Annotated in this window: 7 protein-coding genes; 2 read left to right on the top strand and 5 right to left on the bottom strand. The window is 58.5% G+C overall.

Annotation, left to right across the window (positions count from 1 at the left end; all coding sequences use genetic code 11):
* Positions 1–11: 11 nt before the first annotated feature.
* Positions 12–1,757: a sensor histidine kinase gene (locus J3U88_RS13230; RefSeq protein WP_207859254.1), complete on the bottom strand. Its 1,746-nt coding sequence runs from the start codon at positions 1,755–1,757 to the stop codon at positions 12–14.
* Between the two features lie 51 nt (positions 1,758–1,808).
* Positions 1,809–2,486: a DJ-1/PfpI family protein gene (locus J3U88_RS13225; RefSeq protein WP_207859252.1), complete on the bottom strand. Its 678-nt coding sequence runs from the start codon at positions 2,484–2,486 to the stop codon at positions 1,809–1,811.
* Positions 2,487–4,211: 1,725 nt separating this feature from the next.
* Here J3U88_RS13225 and J3U88_RS13220 point away from each other — a divergent pair.
* The gene (locus J3U88_RS13220; protein WP_207859249.1) at positions 4,212–5,645 is read left to right on the top strand and encodes a serine hydrolase; all 1,434 of its coding nucleotides are present in this window, start codon (positions 4,212–4,214) and stop codon (positions 5,643–5,645) included.
* A gap of 118 nt (positions 5,646–5,763) precedes the next feature.
* On the opposite strand, the gene J3U88_RS13215 is transcribed toward J3U88_RS13220, so the two are convergent.
* From J3U88_RS13215 to J3U88_RS13205, 3 genes are all read right to left on the bottom strand, one after another.
* Entirely contained in the window at positions 5,764–6,615 is an 852-nt protein-coding gene (locus J3U88_RS13215; RefSeq protein WP_207859247.1) for a hypothetical protein, read from the bottom strand.
* A gap of 340 nt (positions 6,616–6,955) precedes the next feature.
* Positions 6,956–12,757: a LamG domain-containing protein gene (locus J3U88_RS13210; protein ID WP_207859245.1), complete on the bottom strand. Its 5,802-nt coding sequence runs from the start codon at positions 12,755–12,757 to the stop codon at positions 6,956–6,958.
* Between the two features lie 495 nt (positions 12,758–13,252).
* On the bottom strand, positions 13,253–14,902 hold the full coding sequence (locus J3U88_RS13205; protein WP_207859243.1) for a cyclic peptide export ABC transporter: 1,650 nt from the start codon (positions 14,900–14,902) through the stop codon (positions 13,253–13,255).
* 687 nt (positions 14,903–15,589) lie between these two features.
* On the opposite strand from J3U88_RS13205, the gene J3U88_RS13200 reads away from it, so the two are divergent.
* Positions 15,590–16,561, top strand: a complete 972-nt coding sequence (locus tag J3U88_RS13200; RefSeq protein ID WP_207859241.1) for a TauD/TfdA family dioxygenase — start codon at positions 15,590–15,592, stop codon at positions 16,559–16,561.
* Positions 16,562–16,686: the final 125 nt, after the last annotated feature.

The raw sequence follows: 16,686 nt of genomic DNA, 5'->3' as shown, positions 1-16,686 counted from the left end.
TTCCCGATCCTTTAAGCCGGTTCACCGGTTTCTTCCTGCCACGGCGCGGTTCCTGATCGTTGCCCCGGCGGACCCGGTTCATCGATATCGATGCACACCTGCCAGCCGGAAGCATCCGGCCGCGAGGTTAACCGCCAACGGGAACCGTAGGATTCATTTAAACGGGCGCGCACATATTTTAGGCCGGTTCCCTCGCCGCCGTCAGCCGGTCCGCTTTGGCCGTCATTCTGCAAACACAGGTGCACCCCGCGCGCGTCGCGGTCATAACTGAGTCGAAACACACCGGTTCGCTGCTTTTCGTAGCCGTGGGTCAGGCCGTTTTCCACCAGGGTATGCAGTACCAAGGGTGGAATGGTCGCGTCCTCGGGAAGGTTGGCGGCTTCCAAGCGGTAGTCGGCGCCCTTGCGCAAGCTCATGATGCGCAGGTGGTTGCGACACAAGGCCAGCTCTTCCTGAAGGGAGATCAAACGGTGCTCCGCGATTTGGGCGAGTTGGCGGAACTCGTCGGCCAAGGCCTGTACCAGTTCGCCGGCGGTGTCCGGGTCGCGCCGCATCCAAGCGAGGACGGAAGTCAGCGAATTCATCAGGAAATGGGGTTTGATCGAACCTTTGAGCATTTGGTTTTCGAGCCTGGCCGAACGCAGCAGGGCGGCCTGTTTTTCGCGCTCTTGTTTGGCCAAACGGTTTAGCGTCAGGGTATTAAAGGCGAAAACCAACCAGCAGGACAGCCAGGAGAGGGCGTCGATCCCGGTCCGAATCGGCAAAACATAACTCAAGGCCGCCGCGATCCAGAAAAAACCGAGCACGGGCGCCGCCGGCGCCCGTTGCCTGGCGCCCGCCCACAGAACGAGGAGCAGCGCCAAAACAGCGACGAGCGCGGCCAGGGCGTCCGGGGTGGGGAAGGCGTAGCCCAGCGGCAGGAGCACGAGCCACGGGGGGAAGGCGCGTTTCGGCAGCGCAAGCTGGAGGCCGACCGCGGCGGTTACGGCCCAGGCGGTGAGCACGGTTGCGTGGCGTCGCCAATTCTGTTGCACATCGTAAAAACGGGTGTCGAGGGTGTCGAAGACCCACAGGTTCTCCAGTAGGAGCCGGCCCCCCAGCGAGAACGAGAGGGCGCCGATAAAGAGGTAAGCCGGTTTTTTGGCAGCAAAAAAGAACAGGCCGAGATGCAGCAGCGCGGTCATGAGAAAGACACCCACCACCAGGTACACCTTGATTTGCCAGACGGCGATGCCTTTGAGCAGATCGTCGTAGGGGCCGAAAATAATTTGCGCGCCGTTCCAAAAGTGTTGGTTGTGGTGGTTGGCGACGCGAATGGCGATGCGATGGGTGCCCGGCCGCACCAACGCGGCGGGGATGGGCACGGGTTCGTAGTAGCGGCCGGGTCGCGACTGGGTGGGGTCGGCGGAGACGACGCCGTTGGCGAGCATCAAGCGGCCGTTCCAATAAACCTCGGTCGCGCTCGCCAAGCCCTCGGGGCACAGGGCATAAAATTTAGGCGCGGGCAACACCTCGGCGAGGGTGAGTTCGGTACGCAGCCACCAATGGCCGCGGGTCGGGTGGGGTTGGTCGAGATAAGCTTCGATGGGTAGCCAGGCGTCGGCGGGGAGGGCGTCGGGATGCGCGGCGTCGGCACCGGCCTCGCTAATTTCCCAACCGGTCAACATGACCTGGCCGTCCACCACCTCGGTAAACTGGTTAGGCATGGGCGCGGGCTGTTGGAACAACCAGACGGTAAAAACGAGACAAAACACCATTCCCGATCTACCTCCACCCGTTTTTCTCGGGATGCATGTGAGCCATGCAGCTCAGCGGTTGGGGGTCGCGGTGTCGGCTTTTAGGCGCGACAGGTACAACCGTTGGTCGACATAATCGGCGTGGGCGTTGCCGGCCAATTGGCGCACGACCCACAGACTCGCCTCATAGCTTACCAGCGCGCCGTTGGAAGTGACCAGCTTGCCGTCGACGACAAAGCGTTCGCTTTCGGGTTGGACGGCGGCGGCGGGAAACCGTTTCTGCAGCAAAGGCCCGCCGGTGACGTAGGTGGTGGCGCGTTTGCCGTCGAGCAAGCTGGCGTTGCCCAACACGAAGGCGCCGGCGCAATGACTGGTCAGGTACCGGGCGGCGGGCGCTCGGGCCTGGAGGAACCGGCGCACGGCGAGGTTGTTCTCACTTTTGGCAGCGTTGTAGGAGCCGGGCACCACCAGCACATCGAGCGGCGGGCATTCGGCCATGGTGGTGTTGGGCAAAAAACGCAGACCCTCGTGGCTGGTCACGGCCGCCTTGGTTTCCCCAACCAACCATACATTAAAGTAGTGGGTGCCGTCGGCGGCGGGCATGCCGTAGGTTTCCAAGGCGCCGGTGACCTCGCTGATGGTTAGGCCGTCGTAAACCAAAATGCCGACGGCAAGCGGTTTGTCACCGGCGTGAAGCGACACGAAGCACAGAAAAGCCAGGGCCTGCAAAAACAAACGGTTGATGAACATGGGAAACCTCCCCTTTTGAATTCAGGAAAGCGGCGCGCGATGGTTGGGCGCGCCGCTGCATCGCATACTAAGGGTGCTTGCGACCCTTATCGGGAACGGGTTTGCCAACGGCATTGTTAGCTTGCCAACGGCACGGCGGGCGCGCTGAGCTTAGCCGACACGGCGCCAACATGCGGCGCGGTCAGCAAAGCCGGCTTTGAAGATTGCCAAGGCGCGGTTGAAACGGTGGTATTGGGAGAGAGGCAGCGTTCATGAGCAAAAACCTCTTGCGACCGAGGAGGTATGCGGAAATAGGTTGGTACAACGCAATCGTAACGACCAGGGGGATTTGGGTTTGGTTCCGGGGAGGCTCCGGTAGGCTTTCAGCCTACTTCTTTATGGGTCTCTCTTACCCAGGGTGGCCAACCGGCTGCTCCGCGCCGGGCGGCCACCCTGGGCTTAAATCCGGCAAGGCTTCACCTTGCCAACGGTTTACAGGCTTGCGTCCCATTTGAATGCTACCGATTAACGAGCTTTTGCTCACTACCTTCCGCATGCCTGTCCCTCGTTCCCCACCAGGGCATCTCAAACCAAACCAACACCTTGCGCAAGCCTGTCTCCCGTTTCCCCGTGATGCAATCCATGGGGCCGGCCACAATAATCGGGGTCGCCGTTTCACTCAGGCGAACCTTCACCGAACGTTATTGTTCCCATGGGACGCAGCTCGGGTAACCGGTGGCACGGCAACGCCGTGCAAGATTTCAGCCCTGGGTTGGATACGGGCGCGCAGCAGCCCGCATCCAACCCAGGGTCACCGCACACCCTACCAAAGGTACGCTGAAGGCGTACCGGGCCATCTCAAACCAAACCAACACGTTGCACATGCCTGTCCTCCGTTTTCTGGATTCGGGGAGCCGGCGGTAGGCTTTCAGCCTACTTGTTTTTAGGTCTCTCTAACCCAGGGTGGCCAACCGGCTGCTTCGCGCCGGGTGGCCACCCTGGGCTTAAATCCGGCAAGGTTTCACCTTGCCAACGGTTTACAGGCTTGCGTCCCATTTGAATGCTACCGATTAACGAGCCTTTTCTCACCGCTACCACTGGTTCACCTTCCGTAGGATCGCATCGAAGTGATGCAATCCATGGTGTTGACTACAAAAATCGGGGTCGCCGTTTCACTCACTCGGACCAACACCGTACGCTATTGTTCCCGCGAGACGCTGCTCGGGTAACCGGTGGCACGGCAACGCCGTGCAAGATTTCAGCCCTGGGTTGGATGCGGGCGCACCGCGGCCCGCGGCCAACCCAGGGTTACCGCACACCCCACCAAAGGTACGCTGAAGGCGTACCGGGACATCTCAAACCAAACCAACACGTTGCGCATACCTGTCCCCCGTTTTCCTATTTCGTATTGTTTCGGAGCGTGGCACTCCTATCATCAATGCGGGAATTTAAACCTTTTCATCTCAGACGGAACGATGGCGAAAACACGGGAACAGGGCTGCGCCTGACGGTTACCCTCATCGGCCTTCGCCAAACACCCGGTCCAACCGATTGCATGAACGGAAGACGCAACCCGCCGCGAAGCGACGACGTACAACCTCCTGCCCGTTACGTGACGGCCGGATAAATCTGGTTTATTCTCAAACAGCACCAAGGTCGCATCCCCTTTTCAGCATACTTCCCGCCACGAAACCCACCAGGCAGCTTTGCACCTCGCTTGATCTCACTCAACCAAAGGATTCGCACGTGATTCGATTGATTCTTTCCTTCCTCCTCGCCTTCTCCAGTCTCCCGGTTTGGGCTTCGTCCCTACCCAGCAAGGCACAACAAGACATCCAAACCCTTTTGGAACAAAACCAAAACCAATACGGCATCGTTGGCCAAGCGGTCGCCGTTTTGATCAACGGCAATCCGGTTTTCACCGCCGCCGCCGGTTTTGCCGACAACGCGTCCGGGGTAGAAGCTACCGACACGACGGTATTCCAAATCTTTTCGGTCTCCAAACTGTTCGCCCTGCAACGGCTGGGGGAACTGGTCGACGCGGGCAAACTCGAATGGGATGCACCGGTCTCACGCTACCTCAAGGACCTCCCCACCTCCTGGCAACAGGTCACGGTGCGTCAATGCATGAACCATGTCTCCGGCCTGCCCGAATACTACCGAGACTTCGATAAACCGATGCCCAAAACCGCCGCGCTTGCCCTCGACCGCGTTCGCGAAGAACCCTTTGAATTCGAAACAGGCACACAGGTTAAATACAACCAAACCAACTACCTGTTGTTGAAAATGATCGTCGAAAAACTGAGCGGCGACAGCTATGCCGAGGGTTTCGCCGCCTTCACCAAAAAAGCCGGGCTCAAACACACCCGCCACGGCGATATCAACGCAAACATTCCCGGACGCGCCACGACCTACGAGGCGGTACCCGGCGGTCTGGAACCCCTGACCAAATTGGACCAACCCCACTACATGATCACGGCCACCGGCCTCAACAGCAACGCGCGCGACTTGGCCGACTGGTTCTCGCGTTTGTTGGCCGGCGAATTTGTCTCCAAAAAAACCCTGACCAACATGTGGCAACCCGTTCAACTCAAGGACGGCTCCGTGGCCCGCTTCGCGGGGGGTTTCGAACGGTTTGAAAACGATGCCGTGATCGCGGTCGGCCACGGCGGCGGCGGTCGCAACGATGTGCGCCACTTCATGCCCAAAAACGGTGGCGACACCATCTCGGTGGTGTTCCTCAGCAACGGCGGTTCCACCTTCCGCAATCCACGCGATAGCTCACAACGCATCGCCAACATCGTCACCGGCGGCAACCTGTTTCCGCTGACGGCCCTGAGCGACACCATGGCCGCGGCGATTGCCGACGATGACTGGCCGGCCGCGCGCGCCGCTTACGACACCTTCAAAAAAGCGGACAGAGGCAAACAGGCAACGGAAGACATGCTCAACAGCTTGGGTTATGCGGTTTGGGGAAAACACGGTGCGGAAAAAGCGCTGCCCGTGTTCCAGCTCAACATCGCGGAACACCCGAAATCGGCCAACCCCTACGACAGCTTGGGGGAAGCACAGTTGCACCTGGGCGACAAAACCAACGCCCGCAAAAACTACCAGAAAGCCCAGGACATTGCGCCCAATTCACGCGTGGCCGAGATTCTAAAAAAGCTGGAAACGCCTTAATCAAGGCCCGGGTTCACCCAATTGAAACGCGGCAGAAGGCAAGGAACTAAAACCCGCGGCAAGCGGTATTTAAAACGGGCGTCTGCAACAGCTTGCAGGCGCCCGATGCGCACGGTGATTACTCCACAAAATCGTAGGTGGAACTCACGCGGTTAATGCGGTAAAGATTGGCCCAATCGCGGCCAGGCTGGCGAAAGGTGATCCATTTGCGCCACAAATCAATATTGATGTAAAACCCATTGCGATCCGTGGCGCGCAGGTACACCGTCCATTGATCTTTGTTGATTTGCTCGAAGGGGAAAACCCGACCGTCCGGTTTACGTTCCTCCCAGCGATTGCCCGATGTTTTAACAAAGCGGCCACCCTGGTAAAACGCCACATCCAAATTGTTGGTGGTGGCATAGTCATAGCATTGTTGGTTAACAGCCGCGCGACGCTCCGGCGTTTCCCGCGCCACACGCGCCTGATGTTCGGCAAGGCGCCGCTGGGCGGCCTCGAGTTGGCGAAGAATCTCGGCGCGACTTGGGCAACTAGGACACACGGAAAGAAGCGCGGTCAGGGCAATCACCTGGTTCGTCAGGGACATGGTTGCGGCTAAATTTTTATGAGTCCACCGCTCGTAGACGGCATGACCCATCTTACAGAGGGTCCCTTGGTCAATTCCGGCCTTGTCGTTTTTAAGAACATCCGCGAAACGCGTCGCATCGGCGGCCATGGCCTGTGCGACCAAGTCCTGCAGCGCGTTGCCTTCGGGCGTGTTTTCCAAGAAGTCAAGCGCTTCATCGAGGGGGATTTCCCCCTGTTGGAACTGTTCTACAAAAATCCAGGCCTCCGGGGAAAGATCGTCCCAGGTCACAACGGTTTCAGCATCAACCCAATCAGCACCCGATTCCACGACAGGAACCTTTTGGGCAAACAGACCGACCGTCATCAATAAGAAACAGGACAGGGCAACTTGGCATATTTTCATAGCGATATATCCTTGGTGATGGTTTTTGGGATCAATAAACGATAGGAACAAGCATCGAACTAGGTCGGAATTCAAAGCCCGTCTGCCTAATTCGCATCTCACTACTACCTACACGCGCACGAATCGCTATCTGCTCGATTTTTCTCACGATCTTTATTTTTTCTCACTTCAGCCGATCAAATAAAATACCAAGGCACTGCCTTTTTTCGCACAGGTCATCGCTGTCTGTTCGCAGGAACCAGAAGAAAAGAGGGCTGCACGGGTTAGTGTGCTTGTTAACCCAAAAACCCCGGCGCCGCTTCGCCCGCCGGGGTTTGATCATAGGTTATTTGGCCCGTGATTATTGCGGGGCGTCCGCGTCCCAAAGCGCAAGCACCTCGGCAGCGCTCAAGGCGCGTCGGTAATAACGCACCTCGTCCAGCAACCCGTCGAAGCGACTGACGTTGCCCATGCTGCCCAATTTCAAGGGGTGTTGGGTGGTAATCGCCACGGCGGGCGGACTTGCAGACTTCTTGAACTGACCATTTATGTACAGGGTCAGTTGGTTGCCCTCGCGTACCGCGGTCACCAGAAACCACTGACCCGGTACCACGCCGCTGTCAGCGATGGATAAGTTCAAGCCGGCGCCCCAGTTTTGACCGGCGGTGAAACGCAGGTGACCCTGATAGAAACCGAGCAAGAAACCATTGTCCCCATTCCAATCGCCCTTGGAGACGATGGTGTCGCCAAAGTCGGCGGAAAACGAGTCCAGGGTTTCGGGTTTGATCCAAGCACTGAAGGTGAAGTCACCGCTCGGGTTCAGTTCCGCCTGGTGCGCAACCGTGGCGGTGCCGGCGACGCTGTCTTCCAGATCGAGGGCCAGGTCGCGGATGCCGGAAGCGAAGGCGGCGGCCGGCAGGTCGGCGGCAGCACGTAGACGGCCCATCCCGCGCCCGTTGCCGTCAAGGCGCCAGCGCCCATCCACGTATCGGTCGCCGGCGGGTTGAACATCCTGGCGGATGCTCACATCCTCGATGTTGCCCTTGAAGGCATGGAGATGGCGGGGGTCCCCGATGTACAAGGGACTGTCATTACACGGCAAACCCTCCATTTGCGCGGGGTTCTCGGCACATGGAGCCGTTTGGCATGCGGGGTCAAAACCCACCGCAAAGTCGTTTTGGTGGACCACCTCGTTGCCGTCGATGAAAATCGCACGGTAACTGCCGTCAACCACGGCGGTAATCGTGTGCCAGGTGTCGGGTTGCAGATGGGTCAGCTCGGCTTGGAGACTTTTCGCGCCCCAGTTGGAGCCAAATGCGAAGCGCAGGCGGTTTTTCGTCAACAGCAAGCCGTAGTAGTTACATTCGTTCCAATTCCCCTTGGAGACGATGGGGACGGGATCGTAAAAGGTCACGCCGTTTTTAACCGGAAAGGCACCTTGCCAACGGATCCGCGCGGAAAGGGTAAAGCGTTGACCCACGGGATTGAGGCCCTGATGATGCCCCACGCGAACATACCCTCCCGGACCAAACAAGGCGTGGCCCTCCCCATCAAGCGTCACGTCCACGGCCAACCCGTGGTGTTGGTTTTGGCTTAAATCGTCGCCGGTGACGACGCCGTCGCGGTTAATCGGAAACACCGCGGTAGTGTTGGCGGCGTCGATCAAATCGTCAATCATGCCGGGCGACAAAACACCACGGTAGATGCGGGCATCAACCAGCTTGCCTTGAAACCAAGAACCGCCGTTACGACCGCCCAGGTACAGCCCATCGGCACCCAAACCGCTGGGACCGGACAGATTGGTCGGGGTCAGGGGTACTTCCTCCCCGTTGAGGAACATGCGGTAGCTGCCGCCGTCAATGATCGCGGCCACGTGGAACCAGTCCCCGTCGTGGAGCGAATGGTCCTGGGCGACCCAGAGTTTGTCGTCGCCGTGTTTGATGTGCAGGCGCGAATTATGGATGACGAGGTAGTAACCCCGCTCATTGGGATCGGTGGGGTGATCGGTTTTGAAGAACAGCGTTTGATCGGCGGTTGAAGCGCCGGCGTTGTGCACGCCCTGGACCACCAGGGTCAATTGGCCGGAGGAACCGTCGGCGTTGGGAACCGCGGCCAGTTTGGCGTCATCCGCGACGTGCAGGCGTGTTTCTTCCGCGATGGTCAGCGCGACACCGCCGCCGGCTTGACACGCGGAGAGGGTTCCGTTCACAAAGGTTGCGTGGTGGGCGTGGCCACTGGTATCGAAGGCGGTATCGCCCTCGGTCTCTTCCAATTTCCAAACGGCGCCCAGGGTGGCATCGAGGTAACGGCGGTTAATTTCCGCGCTGCTGAGCGCGCGCATTTCAACGCGTGGCTCGGCAATCAAACCGTCGAACCGACCACCGGCACTGTTGGCCAAGCGACCGATAAACAAGTCGAAGTTTTGGTCGCTCATGGTCCCCGGCACGTCGTCGCTTTGGGCCCGCAACACGCCGTCGACGTACAAGCGGTGACCGCTCGCATCCGCGGTACCGACGAGATAGTACCAGCGGTTGTCCAAAAGGAGGCTTTGGTCCAAAACAGCGCCGCGCGCCCAGAGGTCGCCGGCCACAAAACGCAGGTGGTTTTGGTAGAAACCCAGAAAGTACTGGTTGGTGGTGTTCCAATCACCCAGGTTGAGGATGCTTTGGGCGTCGGGGCCGGCGCTGTTGAGATCGCGGCCGTTGATCCAAGCCGATACGGTCACACCGTGGCCCACGGCGAGCAGGGAACCGTCCAGTTCGACCTTGAGGTCGTCGGACCGCGCGGGTGAATAGTCAAAGGCCCAACCGGAAGGCGCGGGTGCGAAATGGCCGGCGGGGTTGATGGGCACATTGGAAACGGGATGATTGGCGTAGCCGGAGGTATCGGCGAGCGACCAGTCGGCCCCGTCTTGGGCAAGGGTCCAGGCTCCGACGAGGGCGGCATCGCGGTAGAGCGCCGCGGCTTGGGCGGGTGAGGGAACGTAGTTGTAGAAACGAACCTCGTCCAGCACACCGTGGAAACGGTGGTTCGCCAAGGCGCCGATGGCGGCGAGGCCGCGCACGGCCGCTTGGCCCTGGAGGTTTTGCCCCACCGAAACCATGGGTTTTCCGTCGACAAAAACCGCGGCGGAAGCCAAACCGGCGCCGGTATCCACGGCCATCACCACGTGGTGGAAGTTGCCGTCGAACAAATCGGCGGGCGCGGCGAAGTCGTGGTAGTAGTTGGGGCCGAGTTGGACGCGCATGGTGCGGGTTCCGTTGGTAACCGCCACATCAAAACCGACGTCGCCGTCCCAACCAAACAAGGGTTGGCGTGCTGCGGTGGGGCTGGGTTTGACCCAAGCGGATACGGCGAAGGTGTCGCCCTGCAAAACAGGGTCGTCGGCCAAAGCCACGCTACCGGTGCCGTCCTGGCTCAAACCAAGACCGATGCGACCGTTGCCGCCCAAGCCGGCGCCGCCGTTCAGGGTGCCGCTTGGGGCGTTGTCGCCACCGGAAACCGCGGCCCCGCTGTGTTCCTCAAAGCGCCAGGCCGCTTCGAGGCCCTGTCGTTCCAGGACCGCCATGTGGCCCCAAGGCAGGTCGAGGTCCACCAACAGGCGACCGTTGCGCTCGATCAGGGGGGCTTGGACGGCGCGGGCGACGCCGTTTTCGTCAAAAAGGGTGACCTTGATGTCGTCGGTCTCTGCGGCGTCCCAACCAAAATTGCCGGGTCGCACGGTGATGATTTTGTTTTTGCCCAGCAAGTAACCGCGATGCAATTCGCGCGGTTCAAAGGGGTGGATCGCTTCCAACGCGTTGTAGGGATCCTGGGAGGCCACGTCGACGTAGGTGCTGTAAAGCATGCCGAACATCACGGTGTGGCGCATGTTGGCCATAACGTGGCGCGGCGAGGCCTCGGGGATGCGGAACGCCAGCGGGGTGGACAGCAAACCGGAGGAAATGCGGTGGGGCAGGTTGTCCTCGTGAACGTTCAAGACGCGGTGGTTGGCGGCGGCTTCCATTAAGGTATGGCTGGCGGCGCCTTCGTTGGTGATCACGAACTTGCCGGCGTCGTAGATTTGGTTCAGCAGATCGCGGTTAAAGGGCGCGGAGGCCTTAATCATTTCGATGGTGTCGCGGGTTTCGCCATTATCGAAAAATTCGAGGCTGTTGCTGTAGGGCGAATGGTACCCCTTGTGGATGTTGGCGCCGGAGAACAAGTCCCAGAAGATGCCGTCCACATCGAGGTGTTCCAACATCAGGTCGACGGCGGGTTGCAGGACCTGGTCGCGGAAGGGATCGTTGGCGGCGTTGGGCTCACCGTAGCGGGCGAAAAAGACCCGCTCCAGTTTGTACGCGTAGCGGGGATCCTCGTCCTCGCTCGGGTCATAGGTATGTTTGTATAAGTACCATTCTGGGTGGCCTTCCTCGTTGTGCGTGGCCGGATTTTCCGTGGTGAGGAAGCTGTTGAAGTAATAAAGAACCTTAATGTTGGGATCGATGCTTCGCACACGGGCGGCGGCCTGATTCACCAAGGCGGTGAGTTCGTTGTCGCCTTGGTTGCGGCTAATCGCATAGTGGAACCCATGGCCGTGGAGTTCGGTGCGCGCCGATTCATCCTCGCTCCAAGGATAACCGTCGGGCAAATGGTCCTGGGGAATATCGCCGTCGCGCACCGCGGCCACTACCAGGTAGCGCACGCGGTTGCGTTTCAAGCGTTCGGCAAGCAGGCCGAGGTCCATGTTCACCGCGGTGGTCGGCATGATGACCATCATGCGGCCGTCCATGGCATAGTTGAGGTTCCAGTCTTCGCGAATGCGGTTCATGGTGGGGAGATAATCGGGGCTGTCCGCGGGGTAGATCACCCAGTGTAGGGAAAGCGAGCCATTGGCGGGGACACGCAAATCGTGGCTGCCCATCACCGCGGCGTCGGGCTCGAGGTGGGATTCGTAATGGGTGCGCGCGACGTCTTGGGTCGCCAGCAAACCCAGCCCGGTGTGATGCCCTTGCAGGAATACGCTGGGATGGTTGGGTTGCAATTCATCCAACACCTGTTTGCCGCTCGCGGGCAGTTGCATTTGGCGGCCGGCCAGGATACCGAAAGCGGGCGAGGGCGCCGTGCCCGCAAACATGATGCGGTTTTCGAGGTGAACCCCCATGTCGGTCGCCGTGTGATTGGTCAAAAGGTCGTCGACGGTCACTTTTCCACCCAGCTTGGTGAAGGTGCGCACCAAGGTGAGTTGTTGGTCGAAGGTGGTTGCGGTCAGGACCCATTGTTGGTCGGGAATGACCGGATCGACACGGAAGTCAGACCAACAGTTGCTACAGTCGACTAAATCACGCGTTTCAACACCGCCGTTTTGGGTGCGAATCAATCGCCCGTTTACCGCGTAGGTTTCCCCGTTAAGGGAGACACGGGGCGCCGTGGTTTCGGTAACGGTGAAGGTGAAGGGCGTGTTGCCGGGGTCACGGGTGTAGCCGGCGGCCACCTCACCCACGGGCGGTAAATCATTGGAAAAAGCGGGGGTGGACCCGGTGACAACCGAGAAGCCGCAGAACACCAGGTCCCCGTTCCACTGGGTCGCGATGTTGCGAAACACCACCTGGTTGGTGCCGGTTTCCATGAGGTCGCCGACTTCAATTTGGAAATGGAACAGCTGTCCTTGATCGCTTTCAGCCGGCGGCCAAAAGGCGTCAAATCCGGCAGCAAAGGCAAAATCCTCGGCGGTGAATACCAACCAACCCGCGCCCCAGTTCCAGGGAACCAAACCACGGCGACGGCTTTGGTATTCCAGCGGTTTGTTGACCAGGCGCGATTGCAACCCATTGGCGGTGGTCACCATCGGGTCAACCCGGGTCCCGTTGACATCAATCTCCAAGGCGGGCCAGAGGAAGTGGTTGGATCCGGGATCCAAGCGCACTTCAAAGTCAAGCAACACACTCGCGGAGGCGGTAGCAAGGGTGACCGTGGTTTCCGTTTTGCATTTATCGGGCACGGTGAAGTCGGTGTGTGAAACGGTTTGAGCGGCGACACCAACCCCGACACAACAGCCAAGCAAAAAAATGAAACGGGACGCGATGTGCAAGGCGCTTTTGGGGCGGTTTAGGGGGTTGTGCTGATGGGTTACCGGTTTCTTAGCTTTCAACAAAGACGCAAAGGAAGAGGAATAGAGCTTCAAGGACAGGTTCTCCTGATGTGTGTTGGCAGAGGCGTGATAATGATAGGCGGGATGCGAAAGAGACACATAGCAAGGGACCTCTAAGAGACCACAAAAGCCACGACATTTGCCGACATTCAGTTCACCCTGAAAGGTCAAACCGACCTCAAGAATAGACCAAAATTTCAGCGTGCCACTTTTTTTTACAACACCTTTTCTCGATCACATTCGTTCCAACGACGGGCAGTTGTCTTGTCTTACCAACCCTTCACGTCCGTTTCGGGCAACAACCCGGTCACACATCGCTATTTTTTTTAAAAAAAGAAACCTTTTCCCTAAAAGCGCTAACGCAACCCAGGCGGTGGTTGCCTCGCAGCTAAAGGGAAAGCGCTGATCGCGGTCGGCCGCGGCGGCGTAGGTCGCAACGATGTGCGCCACTTTATGCCCAAAAACAGCGGCGACGGCGGCTCTCGGGACACCGTCCCCCTTTTTTGTGGCCGCGGGCCGGCAGGCCGGTTACATCCGCGCCAAAGGGGCTGACGTAATGGATTCAATCGGCAGTTGGCGGGGGACGCCGTTTTCGAATTTGAACAGGCGATCGGCAAGGCCGAAGTAACGGTCGTCGTGGGAGATGACCAGCAGGGTTTTGCCCGCGTCGCGCAGCTTGGGCAGCAGCTCGCGGTAAAACAGTTCACGGAACACCGGGTCTTGGTCGGCCGCCCATTCGTCGAACAGAATCAGTGAACGATCTTCCAGCAGGGTGTGGATGTAGGCCAGGCGTTTGCGTTGGCCCGCGGAAAGATCGGTGCGGGACAACACACCCGCCTCGCTGTGGACCTTGTGGTCCAGGCAAAGGTGTTCGAGGTAACGTTTCACCCGTGCGTCTTCCGGCGGTTCCCCCTCGGCGTCTAAGAGTTGGTCAAACAAATGGTAATCGGAAAAAACGGCGCTGAAATGGTTGCGGTACCAGTCGAGGTTGTCGGCATCGATGGGCACATCGTCCAGGTGGATCGAGCCCGCCGCGGCGGGGTACAATCCGGTTACCAGTTTGGCAAAGGTGGATTTACCACTGCCGTTACCACCGATGATAAACACGATTTCGCCGCGTTTGAAGGTCATGTCGATCGGGCCGACCGCAAAGGTGTAGTCGTCGCCCTGATCGGGATAACTGAAGCGCAATCCTTCCAAGCGCAGTTGTTGCCAATTGCCCGCGGCAACCGGTGGGGATGCGTCGGCTGCCTCGCGCAGCGGCGGCAGGTCCAAATCCTCAAATTGGCGCAAGGCGATGCGCCCGCGCGAAAAGGCGGGCAAGGCTCCGACCAGCGAGTTGAGCGGCCCGCGCAGGTAGATCAGCGTCAAGATGTAACCAATGACCACCTCGCGACCGGCACCTTCAACCAGGGGCGCCGCGAACAGCACCGTGGCCAGCACCGCGAACAGGATGAGGTTGTTCCAATTGTTGGAAACGATGCCGAACAAATCAGCTTTCATGCCGGTTTCGAACAGGCGATCCACCGTACCCTGGAACTGTTGGTTGTAAAAATATTGGGCGCGGCCGCGGTTGAGGCGCAACTCCTTACCGCCGTAAACCACCGAGCCGAAGTGGCGGAACAGGCGGTCGTAACGGCGGCGATTCTCTTCAAATAAGCCACGCATGCGCTGCAACAGTAACTGGGTGCCGCCAATGCCGAACACCAATAATGCCAAGGTGGCCACCAAAAACAAGGGCGACAACCAACCGAGGTAGGCAAAACCCAGCACGGCAATCATGGCGTTCATCGCAATCACCGGAACCATGCCAAAGGCCCAAGACAGATTGCCGATATCGCTGGTGAGCAGCGTGTAAATGCGATGGCTGCCAAGGGCTTCGACGGTCGCCAAAGGCGTGGCCAACACGCGCCGCACCATCATGCAACGCAGTTCGCGCACGATGTGGGCGCCGAGGCGATTGAGCAGGTTTTGAGACCAAACCCCTGATGCAAACAGAACCAACACCAAGCCGACAAACAAGGGCACCCCGCCCTGGAACTGCAAGTCGGGCGAAGCAACGGCATTGTTGATCAAAGCCACGAGCAACACGCCGAGGGCGGCACTAAAAACGTTGGCGGCCAGCGCGGAAAGCAACAGGACACGCGATTTACGAAACAAAGCAACAATCAGCGGCATAACGTCTCACTTGGTAATGCGGCGAGAGCCAAAAAAGACCCTCAACGGCGAAGCTCAGTGGGGCCGGCACCAAATATTTTTAACGCCTGTGCCGCACAACAAAGCATTCGGATGAATTCAAACCAACCGTTCTATCCTAAAACAACCAAAACCAAAAAAATTCACAAACCCACTTATTTCAAACCATTTTCGCCTTAGGATAACTAACCACAGAGACGCGAAAAAAACAAGCGCTCAGAAAACAACCAGAAAGCACCTTGCCGGCTCACAACCAAGCCGGAGGAGACTCACAAAAGCCTGACATTCTTACATAAGTCTTACAATATTAAAAGAAATTACGCCAAATAATTGAAATCAATCATCTTAATGATTTTCTTCATCTAAACCATTGGTAAAGGTGACCTATCACACGGCGCCTTGAAACGACAAAAGTTCATCAACTTTACCAACTGAATCGTCTCAGATGCTGCATTTTTTGGTTGTGACGCCGCGAACTTTGGTGGTAGGGTTTGCCCCAAGAGGAAACAACCGCACTTACCAATTTTCAAAAAGTCGCGAAAACTCAAATTTTTTTTTGCCTTTCCCGCCATCTTAGGGTCACGATTCCAGTTTGTGGACGCCCATTCATCATCATTTATTGATCTCATTAGATTTATTAGAGTTAATTCATACTCTGAGGTCCTTCCTATGACACTTCACGGTCTCACACACACGGCTTTTCCGGCCGAAACCTGCGCTCTTCGTAAATTTCACAACGTAAATCTCATCACCCTCTCGAAAACGAATACCGCTTCTCAAGCTTTCTCACAACTCGTCCCTTTTCTCAAGGCTCGTATCCGTCACGAGGGCGCCTTTTTGTTGCGCGGCTTCGACTGGCGCACACCCGATGATTTCCAAAACTGCTTGCGCGCCTTTGACCTGCCCCTGCTTGGCTACGATTTTGGCTCAACGCCCCGTAGCGAACTCGCGCAAGGCATCTACACATCCACCGAATATCCCGCCCACCAAGCCATCCCCCTCCACAACGAGCAGGCCTACACCACGCGCTGGCCCGATTTGATTTGGTTTTTTTGCCAAACCGCGGCGGCAAGCGGCGGTGCGACGCCCCTGGCCGACAGCCGTCGCGTCTACCGCGAGCTGGACGCCGAGGTGCGCGAGACCTTTGAACGCAAAGGCCTGATCTACGTGCGCAACTACGACGACGGTCTCGACGTGCCCTGGCAGAAGGTCTTCGCCACCGAGGAGCCCAAGGCGGTTGAGGCTTACTGCGAAGCGCAAGGCATCGAATGGACCTGGACCGAGGGCGGCCTGCACACGCGCCAGCGTTGCCAAGTCACCACGGAACACCCCGTTCGCGGTGAAACGGTGTGGTTTAACCAAGCACACCTGTTCCATGTTTCCGCCCTGGAGCCTCAGCTCCGTGAGCTGTTGGTGTCGATTGCGGGCGAGGAGAACCTGCCCCGCAATGTGATTCATGCCGACGGGTCCCCCATCGATGAGGACCACCTCAACCATATTCGCGCGGTATACGCGGACGTCGCGGTTGCCTTTCCCTGGCAAAACGGCGATCTGCTGATGTTGGACAACTTACTCTATGCCCATGGGCGCCAGAGCTTTAGCGGCGAACGCCGCGTGCTCGTCGCCATGGCCGCTGTCTAACCCGCGTTTATTTACCACAAACAACCTAGGTTCCCACGCGCCGAAACGGCAACAGGTCGGCTCGCGCGGTAACCTTTTCCACTCCAGACGTTTACCGATGAATGCTGTTCCCGGACGTCGTATTA

The organism is Acanthopleuribacter pedis, assembly GCF_017377855.1.
In the GTDB taxonomy this organism is placed as follows: Bacteria; Acidobacteriota; Holophagae; order Acanthopleuribacterales; family Acanthopleuribacteraceae; genus Acanthopleuribacter; species Acanthopleuribacter pedis.
The sequence above is the reverse complement of the archived record's forward strand: the minus strand, read 5'-3'. Positions and strand labels throughout refer to the sequence as shown.